This window comes from Pseudomonas sp. CIP-10 (assembly GCF_020911845.1).
In the GTDB taxonomy this organism is placed as follows: Bacteria; Pseudomonadota; Gammaproteobacteria; order Pseudomonadales; family Pseudomonadaceae; genus Aquipseudomonas; species Aquipseudomonas alloputida.
The window spans coordinates 3,923,771-3,949,630 of record NZ_CP087160.1 but is presented as its reverse complement, the minus strand read 5'-3'; the positions used below and the strand labels follow the sequence as shown (position 1 = coordinate 3,949,630).

The window sequence follows — 25,860 nt, the reverse complement described above, 5'->3', positions numbered from 1 at the left end:
TTCGCGACACAAGGCCGCTCCCACAAAGGGCGGCGCAGTACCTGTGGGAGCGGCCTTGTGTCGCGAAAGGGCTGCAAGGCAGCCCCAGGGTATTTCACCGGACTATCAGGATGCCCAAGAAAATGGCACATGTACCCCAGATCAAAATCCCCGCCACGTACATCCGCGGCGGCACCAGCAAAGGCGTGTTCTTCCGCCTGCAAGACCTGCCCGAGCAGGCGCAAATTCCAGGCCCCGCTCGCGACGCACTGCTGCTGCGGGTAATCGGCAGCCCCGACCCTTACGGCAAGCAGATCGACGGCATGGGCGGCGCCACGTCCAGTACCAGCAAGACCGTCATCCTGTCGCAAAGCATCAAGCCCGAACACGATGTCGACTACCTGTTTGGCCAGGTCAGCATCGACAAGGCCTTCGTCGACTGGAGTGGCAACTGCGGCAACCTGTCCGCTGCGGTCGGTTCGTTTGCCATCAGCAGTGGCCTGGTCGACCCGGCGCGTATTCCGCGCAACGGTATCGCCACCGTGCGTATCTGGCAGGCAAATATCGGCAAGACCATCATCGCCCACGTCCCGATCACTGAAGGTGAAGTGCAGGAAACCGGCGACTTCGAGCTGGACGGGGTCACCTTCCCGGCGGCCGAGGTGCAGCTGGAGTTTCTTGACCCTGCAGCCGATGAAGACGGCGGTGGCGGTGCCATGTTCCCCACTGGCAAGCTGGTCGATGACCTGGAAGTGCCGGGGATCGGTACGTTCAAGGCGACCATGATCAATGCCGGTATCCCGACCATTTTTGTCAATGCTGCCGATATCGGCTACACCGGTACCGAACTGCAGGACGCCATCAACGGCGATCCGCAGGCGCTGCTGCGCTTCGAGACCATTCGCGCCTACGGCGCTGTGCGCATGGGGCTTATCGACAACGTCGATCAGGCTGCCGGGCGTCAGCACACGCCGAAAGTGGCGTTCGTCGCGCCGCCGAGCACCTACACTGCGTCCAGTGGCAAGGCGGTGCAGGCCGATGAGATCGACCTGTTGGTGCGGGCCTTGTCGATGGGCAAGCTGCACCATGCCATGATGGGTACGGCTGCGGTGGCAATTGGCACTGCGGCGGCCATTCCGGGCACGCTGGTCAACCTCGCCGCTGGCGGTGGCGAGCGCAGCGCTGTGCGTTTCGGTCATCCTTCGGGCACCCTGCGGGTCGGAGCCGAGGCACGCCAGGTGAAGGGTGAGTGGACGGTAACCAAGGCAATCATGAGCCGTAGTGCTCGCGTGCTGATGGAGGGCTGGGTTCGCGTGCCTGGCGACAGCTTCTAACGCACCACTGGCGCTCGGCTTTAGTTCGTTGGGGCCGCTTGGCGGCCCTTCGCGGGCCTGCCTGCTGCCACAGGGCAACCACAGCTTCTGGATGCTGTGGTCAACCCGTGGCAGCGGGTGAGCCGGCGAAGGGCTGCACAGCAACCCCGGCAATTCTGAAGGGAGCTGGATATGAGCGCCAACGTAGACCTCAATGACCGCCCGGACTACGACCGGGTGCTACAAACCCTGGCCGATTACGCCATCGGCTACCGGGTCGAATCCCTCGAGGCCCTGGACACCGCGCGCAACTGCCTGATGGACACCCTCGGTTGCGGCCTTCTCGCCTTGCGCTTCCCTGAGTGCACCAAGCTCCTTGGTCCTCAGGTGGAAGGCACGCTGGTCCCGAATGGTGCTCGCGTCCCCGGCACCTCCTATCGCCTTGACCCGGTCAAGGCTGCCTGGGACATTGGCTGCACGGTGCGCTGGCTGGACTACAACGACACCTGGCTGGCCGCCGAATGGGCTCATCCCTCGGACAACCTTGGCGGCATCCTGGCAGTGGCTGACCACCTGTCACAGAAACGGGTTGCCGCGGGTGAACAGCCACTGCTGATGCGTGATGTGCTGGAGGCCATGGTCATGGCGCATGAGATCCAGGGCGTGCTGGCGCTGGAAAACGCCTTCAACCGCGTCGGCCTCGATCACGTGATTCTGGTGAAGGTCGCCTCGACCGCCGTGTGTGCCAGGCTGATGGGGGCCAATCGTGAGCAGATGCTCTCGGCCTTGTCCCACGCCTTCGTCGACGGCCAGGCCCTTCGAACCTATCGCCACGCGCCCAACGCCGGTTCGCGCAAGTCCTGGGCTGCGGGTGACGCCTCCAGCCGAGGTGTGCGCCTGGCCGACATCGCCTTGCGCGGGGAGATGGGCGTGCCGGGCGTGCTCACGGCGACGCAGTGGGGGTTCTACGATGTTTCGTTCAGCCACACCAACAAAGACCTGGCGCTCAAGCCCGCCGGGCAGTACGAGCTGCGCCTGCCCCAGGCGTTGGGCAGCTATGTGATGGAAAACGTGCTGTTCAAGGTCAGTTTCCCTGCCGAGTTCCACGCCCAGACCGCCTGTGAGGCAGCAGTGATTCTGCATCCACTTGTGCGTAACCGCCTGCATGAAGTCGACCGCATCGTCATCACCACCCAGGAGTCGGCGATCCGCATCATCTCCAAGAGCGGCCCGCTGGCCAATGCCGCCGACCGTGACCACTGTCTGCAGTACATGGTGGCCGTGCCGCTGATCTTTGGCCATTTGGTGGCCGAGCATTATGAGGACGCCTTCCATGCCAACCACCCCAGTATCGACCGCCTGCGCGAGAAGATGGAGGTGGTGGAAGACCCGCGCTTCAGTCGCGAGTACCTGGAGCCGGACAAGCGTTCGATCGCCAACGCGCTGCAGGTGTTCTTCAAGGATGGCAGCAGCACCGAGCAAGTGGTGGTGGAATACCCGATCGGGCATCGTCGGCGGCGGGGGGAGGGGATACCGTTGCTGGAGGCCAAGTTCAGGGCCAACCTGGCGACCCGCTTTGCCCGGCAGCGGTGCCAGCAGGTTTTCGAACTGTGCAAGGACCAGCAGAAGCTGGAAGGCACGGCTGTGCACAGGTTCGTGGACTTGTTTGTGATATGAGGTGGCCTGTGCCGGCCGCTTCGCGGCTAAAGCCGCTCCTACAAGGGCATGCGCAGGTCTCGAACACCGTGGGGGCCCTGTAAGAGCGGCTTTAGCCGCGAAGCGGCCGGCACAGGCCAAAACAACAAAGCCCCGGCATCGCTGCCGGGGCTTTGTTTACAACGTGTAACTCAGCTTACGCCTGAACCACCGGGATCTTGGCGTTGGCTGCCGCTTCGCGGAACTCGGCAATCTGGTCGAAGCTCAGGTAGCGGTAAACGTCGGCAGCCATGCTGTCGATGTCTTTCGCGTACTGCATGTACTCTTCGACGGTCGGCAGTTTGCCGATGATCGAAGCGACAGCGGCCAGCTCGGCCGATGCCAGGTACACGTTGGTTGCGTCGCCCAGACGGTTCGGGAAGTTACGGGTCGAGGTGGAGACCACGGTCGAACCGGTCTGCACACGTGCCTGGTTGCCCATGCACAGCGAGCAGCCTGGCATTTCCATGCGTGCACCAGCCTTGCCGTAGATGCCGTAGTAGCCTTCTTCGGTCAGCTGGTGGGCGTCCATCTTGGTTGGCGGAGCCAGCCACAGACGGGTCGGAATGCCACCCTTGACCTTCTCCAGCAGCTTGCCGGCAGCGCGGAAGTGACCGATGTTGGTCATGCACGAACCGATGAACACTTCGTCGATCTTCTCGCCTTGTACCGAGGACAGCAGGCGGGCATCGTCCGGGTCGTTCGGCGCGCAGAGCACAGGCTCTTTGACGTCGGCCAGGTCGATTTCGATGATTTCGGCGTATTCGGCATCGGCGTCGGCCGACAGCAGTTCAGGCTTGGCCAGCCAGGCTTCCATGGCCTGGGCGCGGCGCTCCAGGGTGCGGGCATCGCCGTAGCCTTCGCCGATCATCCAGCGCAGCAGGGTGATGTTGGACTGCAGGTACTCGGCGATGGCCTTTTCCGGCAGCTTGATGGTGCAACCGGCAGCGGAACGCTCGGCCGAGGCGTCGGACAGCTCGAAGGCTTGCTCGACGGTCAGTTCGTCCAGGCCTTCGATTTCCAGGATGCGGCCGGAGAAGGCGTTTTTCTTGCCTTTCTTCTCGACGGTCAGCAGGCCCTTCTGGATGGCGTAGTAAGGGATGGCATGAACCAGGTCACGCAGGGTGATGCCTGGCTGCAGTTTGCCCTTGAAGCGCACCAGGATCGATTCTGGCATGTCCAGTGGCATGACGCCGGTGGCGGCAGCGAAGGCCACCAGGCCGGAACCGGCCGGGAACGAGATGCCGATCGGGAAGCGGGTGTGCGAGTCGCCACCGGTACCTACGGTGTCAGGCATCAGCATGCGGTTCAGCCAGCTGTGGATGATGCCGTCGCCCGGGCGCAGCGACACGCCGCCACGGGTGCGGATGAAGTCTGGCAGGGTGTGGTGGGTGGTGACGTCGATCGGCTTCGGATAGGCCGCGGTGTGGCAGAACGACTGCATGACCAGGTCAGCAGAGAAGCCCAGGCATGCCAGGTCTTTCAGCTCGTCGCGCGTCATCGGGCCCGTGGTGTCCTGGGAGCCGACGGTGGTCATTTTTGGCTCGCAGTAGGCGCCTGGGCGCACGCCCTGGCCTTCTGGCAGGCCACAGGCACGGCCGACCATTTTCTGCGCCAGGGTGAAGCCCTTGCCGGAATCGGCAGGCTGCTCTGGTTTCTTGAACAGGTCGGAAGCACCCAGGCCCAGCTCGGCGCGGGCTTTTTCGGTCAGGCCGCGGCCGACGATCAGCGGGATACGGCCGCCAGCGCGGACTTCATCCAGCAGCACTTCGGTTTTCAGCTCGAAGGTGGTGACCAGCTCGTCGCTGTCGTGACGGCGTACTTCACCTTTGTATGGGTAAACGTCGATGACGTCGCCCATGCCCAGGTTGGTGCAGTCGAATTCGATCGGCAGGGCGCCGGCGTCTTCCATGGTGTTGTAGAAGATCGGGGCGATCTTGGTACCGAAGCAGAAGCCACCGGCACGCTTGTTCGGCACGTACGGGATGTCGTCGCCGAAGAACCACAGTACCGAGTTGGTAGCGGATTTACGCGAGGAACCGGTACCGACCACGTCGCCGACATAGGCAACCGGGAAGCCCTTGGCCTTGACGGCTTCGATCTGGGCCAGCGGGCCGACCGAACCAGGCTGCTGCGGCTCGATGCCGTCGCGGGCCATTTTCAGCATGGCCAGGGCGTGCAGCGGAATGTCAGGGCGCGACCAGGCGTCCGGGGCAGGCGACAGGTCGTCGGTGTTGGTTTCGCCAGGCACCTTGAACACGGTCAGGGTGTACTTCTCGGCGATGGCCGGGCGCGAGGTGAACCACTCGCCGGCAGCCCAGGATTCCAGGACGGCCTTGGCGTGCGTGTTGCCGGCCTTGGCTTTTTCGGCCACGTCGTGGAAGGCATCGAACATCAGCAGGGTGTGCTTGAGCTGTTCGGCCGCGACGGCGCCCAGTTCGGCGTCATCCAGCAGTGCGACCAGCGTTTCGATGTTGTAGCCGCCCTGCATGGTGCCCAGCAGTTCGGTGGCGTGCTTGCGGTCGATCAGTGGCGACTTGGTTTCGCCCTTGGCAACGGCGGAGAGGAAAGCGGCCTTGACGTAGGCAGCTTCGTCGACCCCTGGCGGTACGCGGTTGGTGATCAGGTCTACGAGGAAGGCTTCTTCGCCGGCCGGCGGGTTTTTCAGCAGCTCGACCAGGCCTGCAGTTTGTTCGGCGTTCAGCGGCTGGGGAACGATACCCAGGGCGGCGCGCTCTTCGATGTGTTTGCGGTAGGCTTCAAGCACAGTTATTTCCCTCATCAGTGGTCCCTAAAGGGGGTCCGGGACGCTTATCCAGCATTCAATGCACCCATGCGCTGCCGCGGCTTTGTGGGCCGCCCAACCAGGGTCGCAAGGAATCCTTACAGAAGCTGCTTTCAAAGTTTTACGCCTGCAGAACGGGGACTGATGAGGGCTGGCGCGGGCATGCGAGGGATGCATGGCCCGGGCCAACGCCGTTCTACCGGATCAACTGTGCTCGTGACGCTTTGAAAACAGCTTCCAACGGACATTGTTGCCTTTGAAAAGGCCGGGTGATTCTACGGTAAAAAAAGCCTGAAGGTAAGGCGGTGTTCGTGACTTTAACGAGTGACCCTGGTTAGACAAAGGGCTAACATGGGCCTGTGTTCCATCGCCAAGCTGTTGTTTTTCATGTCCAACAAGTCCATCAAAACCCCTTGCGTCGGCCTGTGCTCCACGGTGTATGGAGACACGGTGTGCCGTGGCTGCAAGCGTTTTCACCACGAAGTGATCAACTGGAACGGCTACGACGACACGCAGAAGCGCGCCGTGTGGTTGCGCCTTGAGCAGCTGCTGGTGCAGGTGATGATGGCCAAGCTTGAGGTGTTCGACAAAGGCCTGCTGCGCCAGCAACTGGAGCAGCGCTCCATCCGCTTTGTCGAGCAGCAGTCGGTGTATTGCTGGGCTTACCAGCTGATTGCCCGCGGGGCGCGGATGATCCGTGACCTGGAGGCCTATGGCATGGTGTTGCTGCCGGAGTTCCGTGACTGGGAACTGCCCCAATTGCGCGATGCGATCGATCGCGAGTTCTTCCTGCTTTCAGAGGCGCACTACCAGCGCTACATCGCCCCCAGCTTCCTGCGCGATGCCATGGGCAGCGCGCAGGGCCAGTGAGCCGGGCGAATCAGTCGCCGGTGTATTCGCAACCGCTGGTGCAGGTTTCGTGGATGCGAACCTTGGACAGCTCCGGCATCAGCGGCTTGACCTGGTCCCAGATCCACTTGGCGATCACTTCGCTGGTGGGGTTCTCCAGGCCGGGGATGTCGTTCAGGTAGTTATGGTCCAGCTGATCATAGATCGGCTTGAAGATCGCCTTGACCTCGGCGAAGTCGCGGATCCAGCCCGTGTGCGGGTCGAGCGGGCCGGTCAGGTGCAGGCCGACCTTGAACGAGTGGCCATGCAAACGGCCGCATTTGTGCCCTTCAGGGACGTGGGGCAGGCGGTGGGCCGATTCGAATGTGAATTCCTTAAAAATTTCCACGCTGTCATAACTCTGTGTGAATCAATAATGCGCGCAGTCTACCAGCATGGCCGCTACAAGGCTTGCAGGCGTTCATGCAGCCGCCCGGTGGCGGTCAGTTCCAGCAGTTCATCACCCAGGCGCTGGCTTTCGGCAATGGCCTTGTACCAATAGCGCTTGCGCCCTGGCGCATCGCCCATGAAGCGCTTGAAGTCGTTGCGGTCGGGCAGTTTGCCGTAGGGCAGGGCGGCCAGGTATTGCGGCGAAGGCGTCATCAGCAGCACGTTTTGCAGGCGGGTGGCATCGCCCTTGCGCCAGGGCAGGGCCTTGTCGAACCAGCCGGGTACGACCTTGTCGGTGAAGTGCGGGTACAGCACCAGGTCGTCGCCGCGGTAGGGCAGGTCGAGGTGATAGTCGAGCAGGCCGCCGTCGCGGTAGGTGCCGGCGCCGGCACCGGGGATGTCTTTCACGCCCTGCATGACCATCGGTATCGACCCGGAAGCAAGCAGGGCGTGGCGCAGGTTGGTCAAGTCCAGCGGCAGGTAGCGTGAGGGGAAGTCGGTCAGCGTGTCGAGCGGCGGCGCGGCGCGCCCATCGTGCAGAATGATGCGCTCGAAGTGGCGGGCCAGGCGCGAACGGCCCAGGAGGTTACTGGCAACCACCGAGCCCAGCCCCAGGCCCAGGCGGCCGCGATGGTCGTGCGCGAGCTGGCCATGGCTTTTCACCACCAGAATGTTCAGGCGGTAGTGTGGGCCAGCCAGCAGCTGGCCGTCGCGGCCTTCCAGCAGGTCATCGAGCATGCGTTGGCAGCTGCGGCTGATTTCGGCCGGGGTGACGCCCTTGGCGAAATCCTGCTCGGTGTATAGCTCGCCCAGGCGACGGATGCCGGCGATCGGGTCGTCGAGGCAGGCGCTGGCAAAGCGCCAGGCACCGATCGAAGCACCGATCAGGGCACGTTGACGGGGTGCCGAGGGTAGCCACTCGCCGAACAGCGCCAGGTCAAGGCCCTGGATGCCCAGCGGCTTCGGCCCACCCGCCGCGCCCGGCAATACCCCGACATCGGCCGCCTGCAGGCCGCGCTCGCGGATGTGTCGCAAGGCACGCTGGCCGGCCTTGAAGGTGAGGGCGGGGTATTTGATGTGGATGGCGCTCATGGCGGGTCTCTTGGGCGAAAAGCAGCCGTTACAGATAACACACCTGTAGGTGCCTGTATTGGCCCTTTCGCAGCACAAGGCCGCACCTTGCACGGGGCCGAGTCGGGTTGGCGGCGTAACTGCGCTATCATGCCGCCAGCTGTTTTCAGGTTGAATTAAGGACCGCTGGTTAATCTTAACCCCGTAGACAACTTGCACAGTTCTCAGGAGAGAAGAACGATGAAAACCATGACTGCCCTGATCACCGCCGCTGCCCTCGCCCTGGGCGCCAATGCCGCCTTCGCCAAGGACGTTCAGCCTGACGAAGTGGTCAAACTGGTCAACGCCAAGACCATCAAGTCGCTGGACGAGCTCAAGGCCGCTGCCGTGGCCAAGCACCCAGGCGCCACCGTCACTGACTCGGAGCTTGAAGACGAGTACGGCCGCTACATCTACAAGGTCGAACTGCGTGATCCGCAGAACGTCGAATGGGACGTCGACATGGATGCCAAGACCGGTGAGGTACTCAAGGACGCACGAGACAACTGATGATCCATGTATCCCGGACGGCACGTTACCTGGCGCTCTCGCTGCTTGCCGTCTGCTCCTTGGCTGTTGCCCGCGACCTGGACCAGGATGAAGCCCTGAAGCTCCGTCAGAAGGGCATCATCCTGCCGCTCGAACAACTGCTCGAGACCGCCCTGGGGCGTCACCCCGGGGCGCGTCTGCTGGAAGCCGAGCTGGAAGAAGACGATGATCGCTACGAATATGAAGTCGAGTTGCTGACGACTGAAGGTGTGGTGCGCGAGATCAAGCTCGATGCCAGCACCGGCGCCCTGCTCAAAGACGAGGAAGATGACTGAATGCGCCTGTTGCTTGTCGAGGACAACGTACCGTTGGCCGATGAACTGACCGCCGGCCTGCAGCGCCAGGGCTATGCCGTGGACTGGCTGGCTGATGGCCGTGACGCGGTTTACCAGGGGCAAAGCGAGCCTTACGACCTGATCATCCTGGACCTCGGCCTGCCTGGCTTGCCTGGCCTGGACGTGCTGGCCCAGTGGCGCGCCGCTGGCCTGGCCACACCGGTATTGATCCTCACCGCCCGCGGCTCCTGGGCCGAGCGCATCGAAGGGCTGAAGGCCGGGGCTGACGATTACCTGAGCAAGCCCTTCCACCCCGAAGAGCTGCAACTGCGCATCCAGGCGTTGCTGCGCCGTGCCCGTGGCCTGGCCAATCAGCCGAAGCTGGAAGCGGCCGGTCTGCACCTTGACGAAAGCCGTCAGTGCGTGAGCCGCGACGGGGTGGATGTGCAACTGACCGCCGCCGAGTTCCGCCTGCTGCGCTACTTCATGCTGCACCCGCAGCAGATCCTGTCCAAAAGCCACCTGGCCGAGCACCTCTACGACGGTGAAACCGAGCGCGACTCGAACGTGCTGGAGGTCCACGTCAACCATTTACGCCGCAAGCTGGGCCGCAGTGTGATCGAAACCCGTCGCGGGCAAGGCTACATCTATGCCGGGAGCGGCGAGTGAAGTCGATCCAGGCGCGCCTGAGCCTGGGCCTGGTGGCGGTATTGGTGGTGGTCGGCGTGGTGCTGGCGCAACTGACCTTGTGGCTGTTCGAGGCCGGCCTGCAACGTTATCTGGAAAACGGCCTGCGCAACGAAAGCGAGAACCTTCTGGTGGCATTGGTGCGCGGGCCTTCCGGCCTGCAGCTGGATGAGCGGCGCATCTCAGCTGCCTATCAGCGGCCGTTTTCCGGTTACTACTTCCGCATCGATTTCGACCAGGGTACCTGGAGGTCTCGTTCGCTGTGGGACCTGGACATGCCCAAGCCCGCAGCGCCCGGGCTTTCCGATAGCCATGAGCTCGGCCCGGAAGGCCAGCAACTGCTGGCCCTGCGTGCCGACTACCGGCGCCTGGGCCAGGACATTTCGATCAGTGTGGCTCAGGACTATTCGCCGGTGCGCGAAGGTTTTCGGCGCTTGCAGCAGATCGGCCTGGGCATGGGCCTGGTGGCGCTGATCCTGATTCTGGTGCTGCAGCGCATCACGGTTACCCGCTCGCTGCGGCCGCTGGAGCGGGCACGCCAGCAGATCGCCCAGCTGCAGCAGGGGCAGCGCTCGCAGCTGGATGCCGAGGTGCCCAGCGAGTTGGTACCGCTGGTGGGGCAGATCAACCATTTGCTTAGCCATACCGAAGACAGCCTGCGCCGTTCACGCAATGCCCTCGGTAACCTCGGCCATGCGCTGAAGACGCCGCTGGCGGTGCTGCTGAGCCTGGCCTCCAGTGAACGCTTGCAGGGTCTGCCGGAGGTACGGGCGCAAATGCGTGAGCAGTTGCAGCAGATTCAGGAGCGCCTGGCGCGCGAGCTGAACCGTGCGCGCCTGGCAGGGGATGCGCTGCCGGGCGCGCAGTTCGATTGTGATGCCGAACTGCCGGGATTGCTCGGGACCTTGGGCATGATTCATGGCGAGGGCCTGCTGCTGGCAAGTGATGTGTCGCCCGGGCTGTTGTTGCCCTGGGACCGCGAGGACGTTCTGGAACTGTTGGGTAATCTGCTGGACAACGCCTGCAAGTGGGCAGACAGCGAAGTGCGCGTGGGTATCGCGCCGAACGCCGAGGGCTACCAGCTGTGGGTTGATGACGATGGCCCGGGTATTGCGCAAGACCAGCGGCAGCAGGTGCTGGAGCGTGGTTCGCGGCTGGACGAACAGGTGGCTGGGCATGGGCTGGGGTTGGGCATCGTGCGCGATATCGTTGATGCCTGGGGCGGCCGCCTGGCCTTGCTGGAGAGCCCGCTGGGCGGCCTGCGGGTGAGCATCGACCTGCCGCGCAAGGCTCGTTAATGCCGGGGCCGCTGTGCGGCCCATCGCGACACAAGGCCGCTCCCACAGGTGTACGCAATCCCCTGGGGGCCTTGTGTCGCGAAAGGGCGCGCAGCGCCCCTTTGGCCCTATCAGTACTGCAAAAAAATTGCAGTACAGCCGCAGTTTTTTGAATTAGCCCAAATTCCCCCCACCCGGCAAAATCGCCCCACGAAACCCTGCGGTTTCCATCTCTCCACGGACGGAGCCCCTTGTGGTATTGCATGCGCAATACGAGGCCCAGGCCAGCTCGGCTGGGCTTTCTTTTTAAACAGAAAAACCAAAGATCCCGATTGCCCAAATGTCTGCCTCGCGTTCCGAAAGTCGTCTGCAGCGGCTGTTGCCGGCCCCTCTCAACATCCCCCCAAAAGAATGGTTGCGTGCCGGAATCGGTGCGCTGCTTGGCCTTTTCCTCGCGGGCTGGCTGACCAGCATGGTCTATGGCCCCAGCATCGCCCTGCACTTGCTCGGCCCGCTGGCAGCCTCGGCGGTACTGGTGTTTGCGGTGCATTCCGGCCCCTTGGCCCAACCTTGGCCGGTGTTGGGCAGCTACGCCCTGGCGGGTGCAGTGGGGCTGGCCATGCGTGAAGGCTTCGGCGCCGAGCTGTGGGTGGCCGCTGCGGCGCTCGGCATCTCGATCCTGGTCATGTGCCTGTTGCGCTGCCTGCACCCGCCGGGTGGCGGTGTGGCAGTGAGCGCGGTGCTGGCCGACCCGGGGTTGACCGCCATGGGCGATCACCTGCTGGAGCCGGTGCTGCTCAATGCGCTGATCCTGGTGACAGTGGCAATCGCCTACAACCGTTTGACGGGGGTGCGCTACCCGAAAGGCACGGTGCCACGCAAAGACCTGCACCACACCCATGACCCGCTGCCCGGCGAGCGGGTCGGCATCCGCAGTGAAGACCTGGACCAGGCCCTGGAAGAGCTGGGCGAGTTCGTCGATGTCACCCGTGACGAGCTGGAGCGCATCATCCTCGCCACCGAGCAGCACGCCCTGCAGCGCAGCCTTGGCGGTATCACCGCGGCCTCGGTGATGTCCCGCGATGTGCAGTTCGTCACGCCTGATACCACGCTGGAGCAGGCCTGGAAAATGCTCGCCAGCCATCACCTGAAAACCCTGCCAGTCCTGCAGCACGGCAAGCTTGTAGGCATCGTCAGCCTCAGCGACCTGGTTGGCCCGGCGATGCAGCGTGGGCGTTTCAGCTGGCGCGGTCTGTTCGGCCGCCAGGCGGTGCGCATGGCGCAAGTGATGAGCAGGCGGGTTGTCAGTGTCAGCAGCCAGCACCCGTTGGAACGCCTGCTGCCCTTGTTGTGCGAACAAGGCCTGCACTGCTTGCCGGTGCTTGATGCCGACACGCTGGTGGGGGTGATCACCCAGACCGACCTGATCGCCGGCCTCAAGCGTCAGTTGCTCAGCAAGACCGAGGCTTCAGATAACCGGGTCCCAGCGTTGTGACCAGTCGCTGGCGCCGGCAGCTACCAGCCGACGCAGGATCGCGAAGGCCTGTTGCAGGGCTTCGCTGTCACGTTTACGCGGGTACACCAGAAAGGTCGGGTAGGTGAACTCCGGTGCCTGCGGTACCCGCTCGAACACGCCGCTGTCCAGATAGGCCTGCACCACCCGCGTGCGGAAGTAGCCACTGCCACCTTGGTCGAGTATGAACTGCAGGGCCAGCGGGCCAAGGTTGAAACTTAGCGCCGGGCGTGCGCAGTCGGGCAGGGCCGCATCATGCTGGCGGCGGAAGGCCTCGCCCCAGTCGATGTAGATGTACGGCTCGGGCCGCTCGACCCGGCGCACGCGAATCAGCTTCTCTTCCATCAACTGCTCCACCTGCAGGCCTGGACCGTAGGTCGGCTGGTAGACCAGCGCGGCGTCCAGCAAGCCCATCTCGACCTTGCGCAGCAGCGACTCTCCATCGCTCACCTCGCTGCGGATGGCATGGCTGGGCAATTCACGGTGCAGGGCACTTACCCAGTCGAGCATCATCGGGTTGCCCAGGCTCACCTCACCGCCCACATGCAGCACCTGCTGGCAACCTTCAGGCAACGGCAGGTCGCGGCGCGCGGCTTCCCAGGTTTGCACCAACTGGTTGGCATAACTGACGAACGCTTCGCCATCGCTGGTCAGGCTGGCGCCGCTGCGGCTACGCACGAACAACTGGCAACCCAGTTGCTGTTCCAGGCGCTGCACGCGCGCGGTGATCGCGGTTTGAGACACGAACAGGCGTTCGGCCGCGGCGACCAGGCTGCCGCAACGCACTATTTCCAGGAAGGTACGGGCCTGATCGATGTCCATGGGCTGCTCGGTGTTTGAAGGGGTTGCCTATTCTAGAGGCTTTGCACCGTTATGGGGCGCTATTGCGTTGTCTGCAAATTTGCAGGTCGGTTGTGACTTTAGTCCCATGGCGGCGTGGGTATAGCGGTCCATACTCAAGTTTCGCCCTTCAATAACAACAAGTACCGGGTTTCTAACGACATGAGCTACCAGCACAGCTACGCCCATTCCATTTCCGACCCTGCCGCGTTCTGGGCGGAACAGGCCGCACACCTGGCCTGGCACCGCAAGCCTGCCTTGACCCTGCAAGACAACGCCGACGGTACCCACCGCTGGTTCGCTGACGGCCGCCTCAACAGCTGTTACCTGGCCCTCGATCACCAGATCGAGCAGGGCCGGGGCGAGCAGTTGGCGCTGATCTACGATTCGCCAGTGACCGGCGCGCAGCAGACCTACACCTACAACCAGTTGCGCGACGAGGTAGCACGCCTGGCCGGTTTGCTGCGCCAGCTGGGGGTGAACAAGGGCGATGGCGTGATCATCTACATGCCCATGGTGCCGCAAGCGGCCATGGCGATGCTGGCCTGCGCGCGGATCGGCGCGGTGCATTCGGTCGTGTTCGGTGGCTTTGCCGCCAACGAGTTGGCCCTGCGCATCGATGACGCCCGGCCCACCTTGTTGCTGACGGCATCGTGCGGGCTGGAGTTCGACCGGGTCATTGCCTACAAACCGCTGGTTGACCGTGCCCTGCAACTGGCCCGGCACCAGCCGCGCAATGTGCTGGTGCTGCAGCGGCCACAGGCGCACGCTGAACTGCTGCCAGGCCGCGACCTGGACTGGCAGGCGGCCTTGGCCGGCGCCGTGCCGGTGGCGCCCGTCGAGCTGGATGCCGGCGACCCGCTGTACATCATGTACACATCGGGCACCACCGGGAAACCCAAAGGTATCGTCCGGGAAAACGGCGGCAATGCCGTGGCGCTGTGTTACGCCATGCGCCATATCTATGGCATGCAGGCCGGCGATGTGTGGTGGGGTATTTCCGACGTCGGTTGGGTGGTCGGCCATTCACTGATCGTCTACGGGCCGTTGATGAGCGGCTGTACCACGGTGTTCTACGAAGGCAAGCCGATCCGCACCCCGGATGCTTCGGCCTATTGGCGGGTGGTGGAGCAGTACCAGGTCAACGCGCTGTTCTGTGCACCTACGGCCATGCGCGCCATTCGCAAGGAAGACCCGGAGGGCGAACTGATTCGCAACCATGACCTCAGCTCGCTGCGTCAACTGTTCCTGGCGGGGGAAAAGCTGGATTCCAGCACCCATGAATGGTTGGAGCGGGTGAGTGGCAAGCCGGTGCACGACCATTGGTGGCAGACCGAGACCGGCTGGCCGGTCACCGCGCCTTGCGTCGGGCTGGAGGGCAGCGCGGCGAAGCCAGGGTCGAGCAACCGCGCGGTGCCGGGTTACCACGTTCGCGTACTGGATGACGAAGGCCACTTGCTCGGGGCCAACCATCAGGGTTCGATCGTGATTGCACTGCCACTGCCCCCCGGCTGCAGCCAGACGCTGTGGGGGGATCACGAGCGCTACCTGCAGGCCTACCTGCGCACGTATCCGGGGTATTACCACACGGGCGATGGCGGCTATCTGGACGATGATGGCTTCGTCTACATCATGGGGCGCACCGATGATGTGATCAACGTTTCTGGTCATCGTTTGTCCACCGGTGAAATGGAGGACCTGGTCGCCCGGCACCCGGCGGTAGCGGAGTGTGCTGTGATCGGCGTGCATGACGAGATCAAGGGCCAGGTACCGTTGGCGCTGGTAGTACTCAAGGATGGCGAGGGCATTGCCGAGGCGCAGTTGCTGGTGGAACTGGTGGGTAGCGTGCGCGAGGAAATTGGCCCGCTGGCCTGTTTCAATCGGGTACGGCTGGTGAAGCGCCTGCCCAAGACCCGTTCCGGCAAGATTCTGCGGGCGGTGCTGCGCAAGATTGCCGATGGGCAGGATTATGTGCCGCCTTCGACCCTGGATGACCCGGCAGTGCTGGGAGAGATCGAAGCGGTGCTGGCGGATTTGCCCAGGGCGGGTTGATGGTTTGACCTCGATGGCCCCTTCGCGGGCGGGACGCGCATCGGTGGTTCGGCAGAGGCCGTCGTAGGCGCGGGTTCACCCGCGAAAGGGCCGGGCCTGCTGGCCGATCTCCACCCGCCGTTCACCGTTGCGGCCGCTACCGTATTCGCGGGTAAACCCGCTCCTACACCAGGTCGTTGTAGGAGCGGGTTCACCCGCGAAAGGGCCGGCTCAGGCACTGCAGGCTCAGGGGGCAATCTGGTGCAGTTGCCCCAACCGGCTGCGGGTACGCATCAGGTCGGCCAGCGGGCCGCCCAGGCTCTCTTCCAGCGGACGTTTACCTATGACAATCACCCGCCGATCCTGGTCATACAGCACATCCACCAGGTTGACGAAGCGCTGCTGAGCCGCCAGCGAACACGCCGAGAGGTCATCCAGCCCATCGATCACCCACTCGTCATACTCCCTGGCCAGTACCAGGTAGTCGATGACCGCAGTGGCCTTCTCGCACAGATCGTCAAAGCCAAGCACCACCCGCCGGCCATCGATGGCCAGCGCTCGCAGCGGGCGCTTGTTCACGTCCAGTATCACCGGTTGTTCGTTCGGCACGTTCAGTGCCTGGCGCTGCGCCGCATTACCCGGCCAGACATAATGACCCTGGGTAAAACGCTGATGCTCGCGGTTGGCCGGCAAGCTGCGAAAATCAGTGTCGCCACCGACTTCGAGCACGTGCATCGAGCTGTTGATCAGGCGAATGACCGGCAGAAAACGTTCGTGATACAGCGGGTTGGGCAACAGCCCTTCGGGCGCGTAGTTAGAGGTCACCAGCAGGTACACGCCACGGGCGAACAAGGCGTTGAACAGCCGGGTGAGCAGCATGGCATCGCCTATGTCATGCACGTGGAATTCGTCGAAGCACAGCACCCGGCAACCACCCACCAGCTCGTCCAGCGTTGCGCCCAGCGCGTCGTCCAGCGCCCGGTGGCGGTGCATGCCCTGGTGCAGGCGTGCAAAGAAATCATGAAAATGCAGGCGCAGCTTGGCGGCTATCGGCACGGCCTGGAAAAAGCCATCGAGCAGCCAGCTTTTACCCCGGCCGACCGAGCCGTACAGGTACAGACTGCGCGGTTGACCTTGTTCAAGCTGCGTCAGTTGTTCGGCCATGCAGTGGATTACCCGCCGCTGACCGTCACTCAGCTGATAACCGCGGCTGTGCGCCTTGTCCTCGAACCAGCCGAGCAGCTCGCTCTGTTGATTGGCGGTGCCGCGCAAGCGTTGGCCAAGCTGGCGCAGCGGGGTGGGGATCCAGGCAGACAAAAGCAACGCTCCTTGGGCGATGGCGGGGCAGCCTGCAGCTTGCCCGAGAGCGGCCATTTTGACTAATAGAGAAAGTGCCGGGCAATCATCACTTCTTGCGATAGGTCTGGCCGCCTCTTGTGCCTGTGCGGGCTATGACTTTCGCTCCAGCTGGCGCTCGATCATGTACTTCACCGCCAGGCGACGCTCCTTGAGGTGGCGCAGGTCTTCGTCGACGAAGTTACCGGCCGATATCGATTCGGCAGCCAGCACCTGGTTGTCGATGTCCACGTACTCGTCCAGCAGGCGATCCAGCGCCTTGTCCTGCTGGCGGCGCTGCTGGACGATTTCGCGCGGGTAGTGCAGGTCCTGGTAGAGGTCGTGAGAGACAGGCATGGGGTCCTCCTTGGTCAATGCGATGGGCTTACCTGATTGGAAGTGCGGAATGCGATTGTGTTGAAGCGAGGCGGGCGGAAACCGACGGACGGTCGCTGCGTCAGCGCCGAAATGACTAACTCGCTGTTTTTTGGCAATTTTTTTATCAGGGGGGTTCACAGACCGAAAGTTTGTTGTTAAAGTGCCGCGCATTCCAAGACAACAACCCAGTTGTCACTCAGTTGGAATTGTCAGAGCAGCAAATGCTGCATCCGATACAGGGGCGTCGCCAAGCGGTAAGGCAGCAGGTTTTGATCCTGCCATGCGTTGGTTCGAATCCAGCCGCCCCTGCCATTTTTCAAGATTCAAACGTATTTAACCCGGTGCCAGGAAAGATGAGCACTGGGTTTTCGCGTTTTCGCGTTTTTGTGATTTTGCGCGCCTCCGCGCCTCCTGAGCGCGGGTCGTGCCGTACCGGGTTACCCGGAAATCCCCAGCATTTCGTTCAGCGCCCTGGCCAGTTCATCAGCCTGCACCGGCTTCTGGATCACCAGGCTGCCCGGCAGTTCCAGCCCCTGCAACTCCGCATAACCGGTAAGAAACACCACCGGCACGCGGGGGTACCGTTCGCGGGCAGCCAGCGCCAGTTGTGCACCATTGAACTCCGGCATGGCGAAATCAGTCAGCAGCAGGTCAATATCGTCATCCAGCAATGCCAATGCCTGCTCGCCGCTGTGCGCCTGGCGCACCTGGTAGCCGTATTGGCGTAACACATCGCCAAGCATGTCGCGCACCAGGTGGTCGTCATCCACCAGCAGCACCGTGCGGTTATGGCCGCTTTCGCTGATTGACTGACTGAGCACTGCTGCTACGGGTTCGTTCACCATCTCCTCTTTTACCGCCGGCAGGTATACCGCCACCTCGGTACCGCGACCGAGTGTGGTGTCGATGCGCACGCCGCCACCGGACTGCTTGGCAAAGCCGAACACCTGGGCCAGGCCCAGGCCCGAACCTTTGCCAATGTCCTTGGTGGTAAAGAAAGGCTCGAATACCTTGGCCAGCACGTCTTCGCTCATGCCGCAACCGGTATCGCGGATGCTCAGCATCACGTACTCGCCCGGGTCTGGGTCTTCCGGACGTTGCGGGCGCTGGTCGATGTGGGTGTTGCGCGTTGTCAGGGTCAGCTGACCGCCGTCGGGCATGGCATCGCGGGCATTGATCGCCAGGTTGAGGATGATCATCTCGGTCTGGGTGGGGTCGGTCAGTGCCTGCCACAGGGCCAGGTCCAGGTCCAGACGCACCGAAACGTTGCCACCCAGCGTGCGGCGCAGCAGCTCTTCCAGGCCGGCCAGGGTACGGTTGAGGTTCAGCGGCACCGGCTCCAGACGCTGGCGGCGGGAGAAGGCCAGCAACTGCGAGGTCAGCTTGGCACCACGCTCGCCCGCTTCGCGGATATGGGTGAGGCGAGTGCGGGCCTTTTCCAGGTCGGCCTTGGCCAGGTCGCGCTCCAGAAAGCTGGCACCGGTGAGTATCACCGTCAGCAGGTTATTGAAGTCATGCGCCACGCCAGCCGTCAGTTGCCCAACCGCCTCCAGCCGCTGCATCTGCTGCAGAGCGGCCTCGATGCGCTCGCGCTCGTTGATCTGTTCGCGCAGCCGGGCGTTGGCATCTGCCAGGCCCAGGGCGGCTTCGCGCTCGCTGGTGATGTCGCGTGCCACCACGTACAGCAGGGTGTCCTCCGGCACCACCACCCACGACAGCCAGCGCTGTTGGCCGCCGGCATGCAGGATGCGGCCGACAAAGCGTGCGCTGGTGCGGCCGTGGGAGAGGGCGGCCAGTTCGGTGAGTAACTGTTCCTGGTCGTGCTCAGGCAGCAGGTGCAGCAAGGAGGACTGGCTCAGGCGTTCGCGTGAGAAGCCCAGGCTGGCTTCCCAGGCGGGGTTCAGTGCGACCGGGGTCAGGTCTTTGTTCAGCACGGCCAGCAAGTCTTGCGACAGCTCCCAGGCACGATCGCGTTCGCGGGTACGGCGCTCAACCCGCTCGCCGAGCATCTCGTTCAGCTGACGCAGCGCCTGGGTGGCCTGGCGTTGCGTGTGGATGTCCTGCAGTACGCCTGAAAAGCGAACGCACTGATCATCGACGAACTGGCTCTGGCCGCTGCTCAGCAACCAGCGAGGCTCCAGGCCATTGGGTTGCGCGATCCGAAACTCCACGCGGTAATGACCGCCGCTTTCCGGGCGCATGGCATGTTCCACTGCCTCGCGCACCAGTGGCAGGTCATCGGGGTAGATGCCGGCGTAGAACACTTCAAGGCTCATTTCGGTGCTGGTGGGCACGCCGAACAAGGTCTTGCAGCGGTCATCCCACAGCAACAGGCCCTCTTGCGGGCGCAGGTCCCAGGTGCCCATGCCGGCGGCGTCGATGGCAATGCGAGCACGTGCTTCGACGTCCGCCAGGGCCTCTTCGGCGCGGCGACGGCGTTGGCGTTCCTGCACTTCGCTCAGGGCTCGGCGCACGGCTTTGGGCAGCAGTGGCAGGTTCTTCTTCAGCACATAGTCGGTCGCGCCCAGGCGGATCATTTCCACCGCGTGCTCTTCGCCATAAATGCCGGACAGGAATATGAACGGGATGTCGGGTGCCAGGCGTTGAGCGATGGCCAGCACTTCGGTGCCGGATGAGCCTGGTAGCACGCAGTCACACAAGATCAGGTCGTAGCGGGCCTGGCGCAGGGCATGTTCGACACCTGCATGGTCGAACACCAGCTGTGACTGAACATGCAGCCCGCTGCGCTCCAGGCGCATCAGGGTCAGCTCGGCGTCCATCGAGCTGTCTTCGACCATCAGTATTTTCAGCGGCGTTTGCTGCATCGTCGCGGCGGCCTCAGTTGCTACCGCGACGGTTCAGTCGCAGTGAGCCGGGTGGCGGTTCGTTTAGCACTGCCCAGAATACCCCGAGGTCGGAGATGGCGGTGACGAATTCCTTGAACTCCACGGGTTTGACCACATAAGCGTTTACCCCCAGCTCGTAGGCGCGCAGCAGGTCGGGCTCTTCGCGCGAAGAGGTCAGCATCACGGTGGGGATGCTGCGCAGTTCGGCAGTGGCGCGCACTTCCTTGAGCACTTCCAGGCCGTCGACCTTAGGCAGTTTCAGGTCGAGTAACAGCACGGCAGGGTTGCCGTCATCGCGCTCGGCATAGGCGTTGCGGCGCAGCAAGTAGTCGAGCGCATCGGCGCCGTCACGCAGCACGATGACTTCGTTGGCCAACTGGCTGCGCTCCAGGGCCAGCAGGGTCAGCTCCAGGTCTCGGGGATTGTCTTCGACCAGCAGAATGGGCTTGAGCATGATGGTAGCGGTGCCTCAGGTAGCAGTGTTTCGGGGTAGGGTGAAGTGAAAGCTGGCGCCCTGGTCGATCTGGCCAGTGGCCCAGACTCGACCGTCATGGCGCTCGATGATGCGGCGTACGCTCGCCAGGCCAATGCCGGTGCCTTCGAAATCTTCCATGCGGTGCAGGCGCTGGAAGACGCCGAACAGCTTGTTGGCGTAGGCCATGTCGAAGCCCACGCCATTGTCGCGGATGCAGACCTCGGTTTCGTCAGGGTGCTGTACGGCACTGATCTCGATGCGAGCAGGCGTACGGCCGCGAGTGTACTTGATGGCATTGGCTATCAGGTTGTGCAAGGCCATGTTGATGAATGCCGGGTCGCCGATCACCTTGGGCAGTGGGGCGATGTCCCAAACGATTGCGCGGCCTTCGTAATCGGGGGCCAGCTCGCTGCGAATGGCCTCGACCAGGGCGTTGAGGTCGACGTCGGACAGGCGCAAGGCCGAGCGGCCCATCTGCGAGAAGTTGAGCAGGTTGTCGACCAGGCTGCCGGCAAAGTGCGCCGCTTCACCGATATGCTGCAGGAAGCGCTTGCCGCGTTCGCTCAGGCCCTGGCCTTCGATTTCGCCAAGCAGTTCGGTATAGCCGGCGATGTGCCGCAGCGGGGCGCGCAGGTCGTGGGAAACACTGTAGGAAAACGCTTCGAGCTCCTTGTTGGAGCGGCGCAATTCGCCAGCCAATTGTGCCAGCTCTTCGGCCTTGCGCAGGACAATGCCCAGTACCGCGGTGCGCAGCTCCATCACGCCCTCGATCACCAGTGGGTCCCACGCCTGACAATAGCCGCGCAGTTCTTCCTGCCAGCGTTCAAAACTGTGCCGCGGGTCGAGGTTGCCCTGTGGCCCGACCTGCTTGGTCGGCTGGCCGGCCCAGTTGACCGTGCGTATCTGCTCGGGGCGGAACCACAGCAGGTAGTGCGAGTGGATCTGCGAGATGGCCACTGCCAGCACCCCGCCAGCATGGTTTGCCAGCTCGGGTAGCTCAGTGATGTCGCGGCGCAGGTTGTCGCTATGAAACACGCTGTCTTCGTCACGTTGGCCTAGCCAGTGCACCAGCGCCGTCACCTGGGCCTCAGGCGGGGTCTGGCCGATCAGGTCACAGCGCTCGGCCGAGATCACTGCCGCGCCCTGGGCGTCGGCGAAGGCCAGCAGCACGTGAGGCAGGTCGCGCAAGCCGTCACTGACGCTGTCGTGGTCGGCCATGGACGAGATCATGCGTACGATGTGTTGGCGCAGCGCCAGCAGCTTGCGCGTGCTGGCATGGGACTCGCGGGACTCTATCTGCAACGACAGTACGCTGGCCAACAGCTCGCAGGCCGTGCGGGTGCGCAGGTCCACCGGGCGTGGCTGCTGATGGTGGCAGGAAATCAGCCCCCACAGCTCGCCGTCGACCACGATCGACAGCGACATCGAGGCCAGCGTGCCCATGTTGCGCATGTACTGCAGGTGCACGGGTGACACGCTGCGCAGTACAGCGAAACTCATGTCCAGCGCCTTGCCAGTGCGCGGGTTGGTTGCGGGCAGCAGTGGCGAGGGCTGATAGTTGGCATCCTCGATCACGCGGATACGGTTGACCCGGTACAGCGCGCGCGCCTGGCGCGGGATGTCTGCAGCCGGGAAACACAGGCCTGCGTAGCTGGGGTAGCCCGGGTCGGCTACCTCGGCCAGCACCTGGCCATTGCCTTCGGCATCGAAACGGTAGGCCTTGACCCGCCCAAAGCCGGTGATGCGCTTGAGCTGCAGCACCGTTTGCTGCAGAAGGTCTTCGATACTGCCGGCCAGTTGCAGACTGGCGACAAAGCTGCGCACCAACGGGTAGTAGTCGCCTTGCCCGACCAGGTCTGCTGGCAGGCGGGGCGGTTCGAACTCGGCAATCAGTACCTGATCGTGGCAATGGACCAGCATGTGCAGCTGGGCACTGATGGGTGCGCCCTGGCGCAAGCGCACGTCGCCAATGTGGAAGGGGAAGACTTCGTCTTCGGGAAGCCGTGTGAGGTGCGCGTGCAGGTCAAAGCCCTCGTGAACCAGGTCGGCGAAGTGGCAACCGATCAGTTCGCGGGCTGGCAAGCCCAACCAGTGCTCGACATTTTCACTGGCCTGCAGCACGCACAGGTCGGTGGCATCCAGCACCAGCAGAAAGCCGTGTGGCTGGATGCTGCCCGGAACCTGGATCGGTTCTTGGGCACAGCGCTCCATGGCGTCTGCCAGTGAGTTGTCTGCAGTCATGATTGAAAAAGCTCCTGTCATGTCCGTCCGTGTACGGCACAGGTGTCTGGCGCGGGACGAATACGATTCACCCTAACAGAATCCCGGCGAATTTACCGGCTCCTGGCCATTGGAGGCACGGGGTGGCCACGGGTTCTGTGAGGTACAGGCTTTTTTTGATGCCACGGTATCGCTTTGTCGCTAATACAAAAAAAATGGCTTTATGCCACATCGGTTGCGCCGCCTCACTGCTACGCTCAGTTCAGGACGTTTCGATAAGGATAACAAGGTGACGGAGCGCATGCTGGCCGCGCTGTTCGGCCTGTTGTTCAGCGGCAGTACCGTGGCGGCGGATTTTCTCGTGGAAGTGCGGGTACTGGTGCAGCGTGGCTGCATGCTGGTGAACCAGACCCGCGATGCGGGAGCTCAGGCCCTGGGACGTATCGACCTGGGGGTGACGGCGCGCCTGGATGGCCCTGGCGCGCCCTTGAGCGGTGTGCTGCTAAGCCAGCGCCCGCCGCGCCTGGAGTGCAACCCGGATACGCCCTATCAGGTGCGCGTCGATGGTGGCCAGCATGGTGGCGTCGGCGAACTGCGCTACCTGGCCAGCGACGATCGCCAGGCGCGGCCCATTCCTTACCGCTTGTACCGTGACGCTGCCTGGCGTGAGCCTCTGGCGGTGGGGGTAGCCCAGTCGGCGCGTGTGCCGGGCAGCGGTTCGGTTGAATTGCCGTTGTACGCACGTATCGACAAATTGGCCTGGGTGCCGGATGCAGGGGTTTATGCCGACCTGCTGAAAGTCACCGTCACCTGGTAGGGACGCCGCCATGCACAAGGACGCCATGCCATGAACCGCACTTCGATCCTGTTGCTCACCCTCGGCCCGCTGCTGGTCCCCGGCGGTGCGGTGCATGGCAGCACCACCGGTTTCATCCAGGCGCGGCTGGTGATCAGCGCGTCTTGCCAGATCAGCAGCAACGAGACGCAACCGGCCGTGCTGGGTGACCCAGGCGTACTGGACTTTGGCGAGCGCGGTCCGAACTGGGACCAGCCGTTGCGCAGCCAGGTGGACGAAGTGGGCGGCCAGGGTAGCCTGCAAATCAGTTGCACGCCTGAAGTTCGGGCCTTCAACGTGCGTATCAATGGCGGCCTCAATGGCGACGATGGCATTCGCCGCCTGAGCAACGGCCGTGAACTGATTCCTTATCAGCTGGCGGTCGACCCAGGCGGTAACAGCCGCTACGGCGTCGGCCAGGCGCGGGCCTTCACCATTCGCAGCAGCCAGCAAGTACCGATCCCCATCTACGGTGTGGTAGTGGCGCAACCGCGTGCGCTGCCGGCCGGGCTTTACCGCGACACCCTCAGAGTGACCCTGGACTGGTAACCACGCAAGGAGACTCCGATGCGAACGAACCTTTCATATTGCGTCCTCGCAGGCCTGGGCCTGGCGTTGGCTTCCCAGGCCCAGGCGGCCACGGTGACGGGCAGTATCAGCTCGACCCTGACGCTGACTGCGGCGTGCCAGGTCAATGGCACGTCGGGCACGTCGGGGCTTAACTTCGGTGCCTTGAACTTCGGTACCCAGGATGCCTTGTTCGTCACCGCCAATGCCCAGGTGCTGGGAGGCGGGGGGGGCGCCATGAGCATCCTGTGCTCGGCAGGTACGGTGCCCGTGATCAAAGTGCGTGCCGGCCTGCATGACGGCCAGTCGAGCGGCGGCACCCGTGCGCTCGCTGATGGTTCTGGCAACTTTGTACCGTACGACCTCTATACCGACGCGGGGCGTACGGCGTTGCTGGCGGTCGACGACACCATCACCCTGCCGACCAGTACCGGCGCCGCTCAGACGGTCAACCTTTACGGCAAGGCCGTCGGCAAGCCGGGCCTGCCCGCAGGGGTCTACAGCGACACGATCTCGGTCGAGCTGTCGTTCTGACCCATGCGCGGCTGGCTGGCAGGTAGCCTGACTGGCGTCAGCATGTTGTTGGCCGCCCCATTGGGGGCAGTGACCACCAGTACCTTCACGGTGACGGCGCAAGTTGTCGCCGGGTGCCTGGTGGTGGGGGGTGTCACCAGCTACGGCACGCTCGATTATGGCTCGCAGTCGGCGCTGTCCACGGGGCTGCTCAGCACATCGCTGGGTGGTTCTACCGTGACGTTCCAGTGCACGCCGGGCGTGGCCATGAGCATGAGCCTGGACGGCGGGCAAAACAGTGCCAGTGGCACACGCAACCTGAAGCGCACCAGTGGCACGCAAGTGCTGGCCTACCAGTTGTACCGGGACGCCGCCTATAGCCAGGCCTTGGGGATCGGCCAGAGCGTGGCGGTGAGCTATTCCGACCCGACGGCGATCAAGCTACCGGTGTACGGGCGGGTTCAGCTGACCGGCACGCAGCCGGCAGGGACCTACACCGATGTGGTGCAAGTGACGGTGACCTGGTAACGGCCAGCGCCACCCATGACAAGTGTCTAAGGAGAGCTGCATGCGGGCAGGCGCGAAGTGGACGCGTGGATTGACTGGATTATTGTCGCTGGCAAGCCTGCCGGCCTGGGCGGCCACTTCGGTGCTGATCTGGCCGATCGACCCGGTGCTGGAGGCCGACCAGAAGGCAGGTGCGTTGTGGCTGGAAAACCGTGGCACTGCGCCGGCAAACCTGCAGGTGCGGGTATTCGCCTGGCGCCAGGGTGATTACCAGGAGCAGTTCCAGGCGCAGCGCGAGATTATCGGCAGCCCGCCGGTCGCCAACATTGCACCCGGGCAGAAGCAGCTGATCCGCCTGACCCGTACCGGCCCTTCACCCGCCGGCCAGGAGCAGGCCTACCGCATCATCATCGACGAGATTCCGCCCGCCATCCCGGTCGACAAGGCCGAGCCCGGCGCGACGGCGGCCATTCGATTGCAGATGCGCTATTCGGTGCCGCTGTTCGTCTATGGCGAAGGGCTGTGGGGCAAGGCCGACCCTGAAGGCAAACGCAATGCCGAGGGCGTGGGCAAGCCGCAGCTCAGTTGGCGCCCGGTGACGGTGCAGGGCAAGCCCTACATTGAACTGCGTAACACGGGCCCGGTACATGCGCGGCTGACCGATGTGGTCGTGCAGCAAGGCCCCCAGAGCAAGCCACTGGCTGAAGGCCTGCTGGGTTATGTACTGCCAGGGGCAAGCATGCGCTGGCCGGCTCCCGTGGCATCCGGCAACGTTAGCGTGCTGAAGGGCAGGGTCAATGGTCAACACTCGGCGGACGCCATCCGCCAAGGCCAATGAGCCAACGGCTGAAT

Annotated in this window: 23 protein-coding genes and 1 tRNA gene; 15 read left to right on the top strand and 9 right to left on the bottom strand. The window is 63.5% G+C overall.

What is annotated here, in order from left to right; translation table 11 throughout:
* Positions 1 to 122 precede the first annotated feature (122 nt).
* Together prpF and prpD are read left to right on the top strand one after the other, a co-directional pair.
* The gene (gene prpF, locus LMH93_RS17830) at positions 123 to 1,313 is read left to right on the top strand and encodes a 2-methylaconitate cis-trans isomerase PrpF (RefSeq protein ID WP_003250318.1); all 1,191 of its coding nucleotides are present in this window, start codon (positions 123 to 125) and stop codon (positions 1,311 to 1,313) included.
* 171 nt (positions 1,314 to 1,484) lie between these two features.
* Entirely contained in the window at positions 1,485 to 2,969 is a 1,485-nt protein-coding gene (prpD, locus tag LMH93_RS17825; protein WP_003250321.1) for a 2-methylcitrate dehydratase, read from the top strand.
* Positions 2,970 to 3,144: 175 nt separating this feature from the next.
* Here the strand turns inward: prpD and acnB are convergent, their stop codons facing one another.
* Positions 3,145 to 5,754, bottom strand: coding sequence for a bifunctional aconitate hydratase 2/2-methylisocitrate dehydratase (acnB, locus tag LMH93_RS17820; RefSeq protein WP_003250324.1), 2,610 nt, complete (start codon positions 5,752 to 5,754; stop codon positions 3,145 to 3,147).
* A 405-nt stretch (positions 5,755 to 6,159) separates the two neighbouring features.
* On the opposite strand from acnB, the gene LMH93_RS17815 reads away from it, so the two are divergent.
* Positions 6,160 to 6,642, top strand: a complete 483-nt coding sequence (locus LMH93_RS17815; protein ID WP_003250325.1) for a DUF1289 domain-containing protein — start codon at positions 6,160 to 6,162, stop codon at positions 6,640 to 6,642.
* A 10-nt stretch (positions 6,643 to 6,652) separates the two neighbouring features.
* On the opposite strand, the gene queD is transcribed toward LMH93_RS17815, so the two are convergent.
* A complete protein-coding gene (queD, locus tag LMH93_RS17810; RefSeq protein ID WP_003250327.1) occupies positions 6,653 to 7,009 on the bottom strand; it encodes a 6-carboxytetrahydropterin synthase QueD in 357 nt (118 codons plus the stop codon).
* A 53-nt stretch (positions 7,010 to 7,062) separates the two neighbouring features.
* Complete coding sequence (locus LMH93_RS17805; protein WP_185280166.1) at positions 7,063 to 8,142, bottom strand: patatin-like phospholipase family protein; 1,080 nt, start codon at positions 8,140 to 8,142, stop codon at positions 7,063 to 7,065.
* Between the two features lie 219 nt (positions 8,143 to 8,361).
* On the opposite strand from LMH93_RS17805, the gene LMH93_RS17800 reads away from it, so the two are divergent.
* The 5 genes from LMH93_RS17800 (at position 8,362) to LMH93_RS17780 (ending at position 12,443) form a co-directional block, all read left to right on the top strand.
* Entirely contained in the window at positions 8,362 to 8,670 is a 309-nt protein-coding gene (locus tag LMH93_RS17800) for a PepSY domain-containing protein (RefSeq protein ID WP_047604055.1), read from the top strand.
* Complete coding sequence (locus tag LMH93_RS17795) at positions 8,670 to 8,984, top strand: PepSY domain-containing protein (RefSeq protein ID WP_003250344.1); 315 nt, start codon at positions 8,670 to 8,672, stop codon at positions 8,982 to 8,984. The genes LMH93_RS17800 and LMH93_RS17795 overlap by 1 nt, the downstream gene beginning before the upstream one ends.
* Positions 8,985 to 9,653, top strand: a complete 669-nt coding sequence (locus tag LMH93_RS17790; RefSeq protein ID WP_010953307.1) for a response regulator transcription factor — start codon at positions 8,985 to 8,987, stop codon at positions 9,651 to 9,653.
* Entirely contained in the window at positions 9,650 to 10,969 is a 1,320-nt protein-coding gene (locus tag LMH93_RS17785) for an ATP-binding protein (RefSeq protein ID WP_003250347.1), read from the top strand. The genes LMH93_RS17790 and LMH93_RS17785 overlap by 4 nt, the downstream gene beginning before the upstream one ends.
* Positions 10,970 to 11,288: 319 nt before the next feature.
* Positions 11,289 to 12,443, top strand: a complete 1,155-nt coding sequence (locus LMH93_RS17780) for an HPP family protein (RefSeq protein ID WP_019752037.1) — start codon at positions 11,289 to 11,291, stop codon at positions 12,441 to 12,443.
* Here the strand turns inward: LMH93_RS17780 and LMH93_RS17775 are convergent.
* Positions 12,417 to 13,283, bottom strand: coding sequence for a LysR family transcriptional regulator (locus tag LMH93_RS17775; RefSeq protein WP_004573884.1), 867 nt, complete (start codon positions 13,281 to 13,283; stop codon positions 12,417 to 12,419). The genes LMH93_RS17780 and LMH93_RS17775 overlap by 27 nt on opposite strands.
* Before the next feature lie 180 nt (positions 13,284 to 13,463).
* Here LMH93_RS17775 and LMH93_RS17770 point away from each other — a divergent pair, with 180 nt between their 5' ends.
* A complete protein-coding gene (locus LMH93_RS17770) occupies positions 13,464 to 15,353 on the top strand; it encodes a propionyl-CoA synthetase (protein ID WP_070096128.1) in 1,890 nt (629 codons plus the stop codon).
* A gap of 225 nt (positions 15,354 to 15,578) precedes the next feature.
* Here the strand turns inward: LMH93_RS17770 and zapE are convergent, their stop codons facing one another.
* Complete coding sequence (gene zapE, locus LMH93_RS17765) at positions 15,579 to 16,649, bottom strand: cell division protein ZapE (protein WP_070096129.1); 1,071 nt, start codon at positions 16,647 to 16,649, stop codon at positions 15,579 to 15,581.
* A gap of 132 nt (positions 16,650 to 16,781) precedes the next feature.
* On the bottom strand, positions 16,782 to 17,024 hold the full coding sequence (locus LMH93_RS17760; protein WP_003250356.1) for a hypothetical protein: 243 nt from the start codon (positions 17,022 to 17,024) through the stop codon (positions 16,782 to 16,784).
* A gap of 258 nt (positions 17,025 to 17,282) precedes the next feature.
* Here LMH93_RS17760 and LMH93_RS17755 point away from each other — a divergent pair.
* Positions 17,283 to 17,357 (top strand) — tRNA-Gln (locus LMH93_RS17755).
* A gap of 125 nt (positions 17,358 to 17,482) precedes the next feature.
* Here the strand turns inward: LMH93_RS17755 and LMH93_RS17750 are convergent.
* From LMH93_RS17750 to LMH93_RS17740, 3 genes are read right to left on the bottom strand one after another with little or no spacing between them, the layout of a single operon-like run.
* The gene (locus LMH93_RS17750; protein WP_185280176.1) at positions 17,483 to 19,870 is read right to left on the bottom strand and encodes a hybrid sensor histidine kinase/response regulator; all 2,388 of its coding nucleotides are present in this window, start codon (positions 19,868 to 19,870) and stop codon (positions 17,483 to 17,485) included.
* A gap of 13 nt (positions 19,871 to 19,883) precedes the next feature.
* Positions 19,884 to 20,345 carry a response regulator gene (locus tag LMH93_RS17745; protein ID WP_003250360.1) on the bottom strand — a complete coding sequence of 154 codons (462 nt, stop codon included), beginning with the start codon at positions 20,343 to 20,345 and terminating at the stop codon, positions 19,884 to 19,886.
* 15 nt (positions 20,346 to 20,360) lie between these two features.
* A complete protein-coding gene (locus LMH93_RS17740) occupies positions 20,361 to 22,607 on the bottom strand; it encodes an ATP-binding protein (RefSeq protein WP_230064430.1) in 2,247 nt (748 codons plus the stop codon).
* Positions 22,608 to 22,875: 268 nt separating this feature from the next.
* On the opposite strand from LMH93_RS17740, the gene LMH93_RS17735 reads away from it, so the two are divergent.
* Genes LMH93_RS17735 through LMH93_RS17715 form a run of 5 tightly spaced genes read left to right on the top strand, consistent with a single transcriptional unit; the run spans position 22,876 to position 25,846 of the window.
* On the top strand, positions 22,876 to 23,403 hold the full coding sequence (locus tag LMH93_RS17735) for a Csu type fimbrial protein (RefSeq protein WP_221100237.1): 528 nt from the start codon (positions 22,876 to 22,878) through the stop codon (positions 23,401 to 23,403).
* Between the two features lie 30 nt (positions 23,404 to 23,433).
* Positions 23,434 to 23,970, top strand: coding sequence for a Csu type fimbrial protein (locus tag LMH93_RS17730; protein ID WP_003250366.1), 537 nt, complete (start codon positions 23,434 to 23,436; stop codon positions 23,968 to 23,970).
* Positions 23,971 to 23,988: 18 nt separating this feature from the next.
* Positions 23,989 to 24,522, top strand: coding sequence for a Csu type fimbrial protein (locus LMH93_RS17725; protein ID WP_012052960.1), 534 nt, complete (start codon positions 23,989 to 23,991; stop codon positions 24,520 to 24,522).
* A 3-nt stretch (positions 24,523 to 24,525) separates the two neighbouring features.
* The gene (locus LMH93_RS17720) at positions 24,526 to 25,029 is read left to right on the top strand and encodes a Csu type fimbrial protein (protein ID WP_014861819.1); all 504 of its coding nucleotides are present in this window, start codon (positions 24,526 to 24,528) and stop codon (positions 25,027 to 25,029) included.
* A gap of 40 nt (positions 25,030 to 25,069) precedes the next feature.
* A complete protein-coding gene (locus LMH93_RS17715) occupies positions 25,070 to 25,846 on the top strand; it encodes a fimbrial biogenesis chaperone (protein WP_014861818.1) in 777 nt (258 codons plus the stop codon).
* The last annotated feature ends 14 nt before the right edge of the window (positions 25,847 to 25,860 follow it).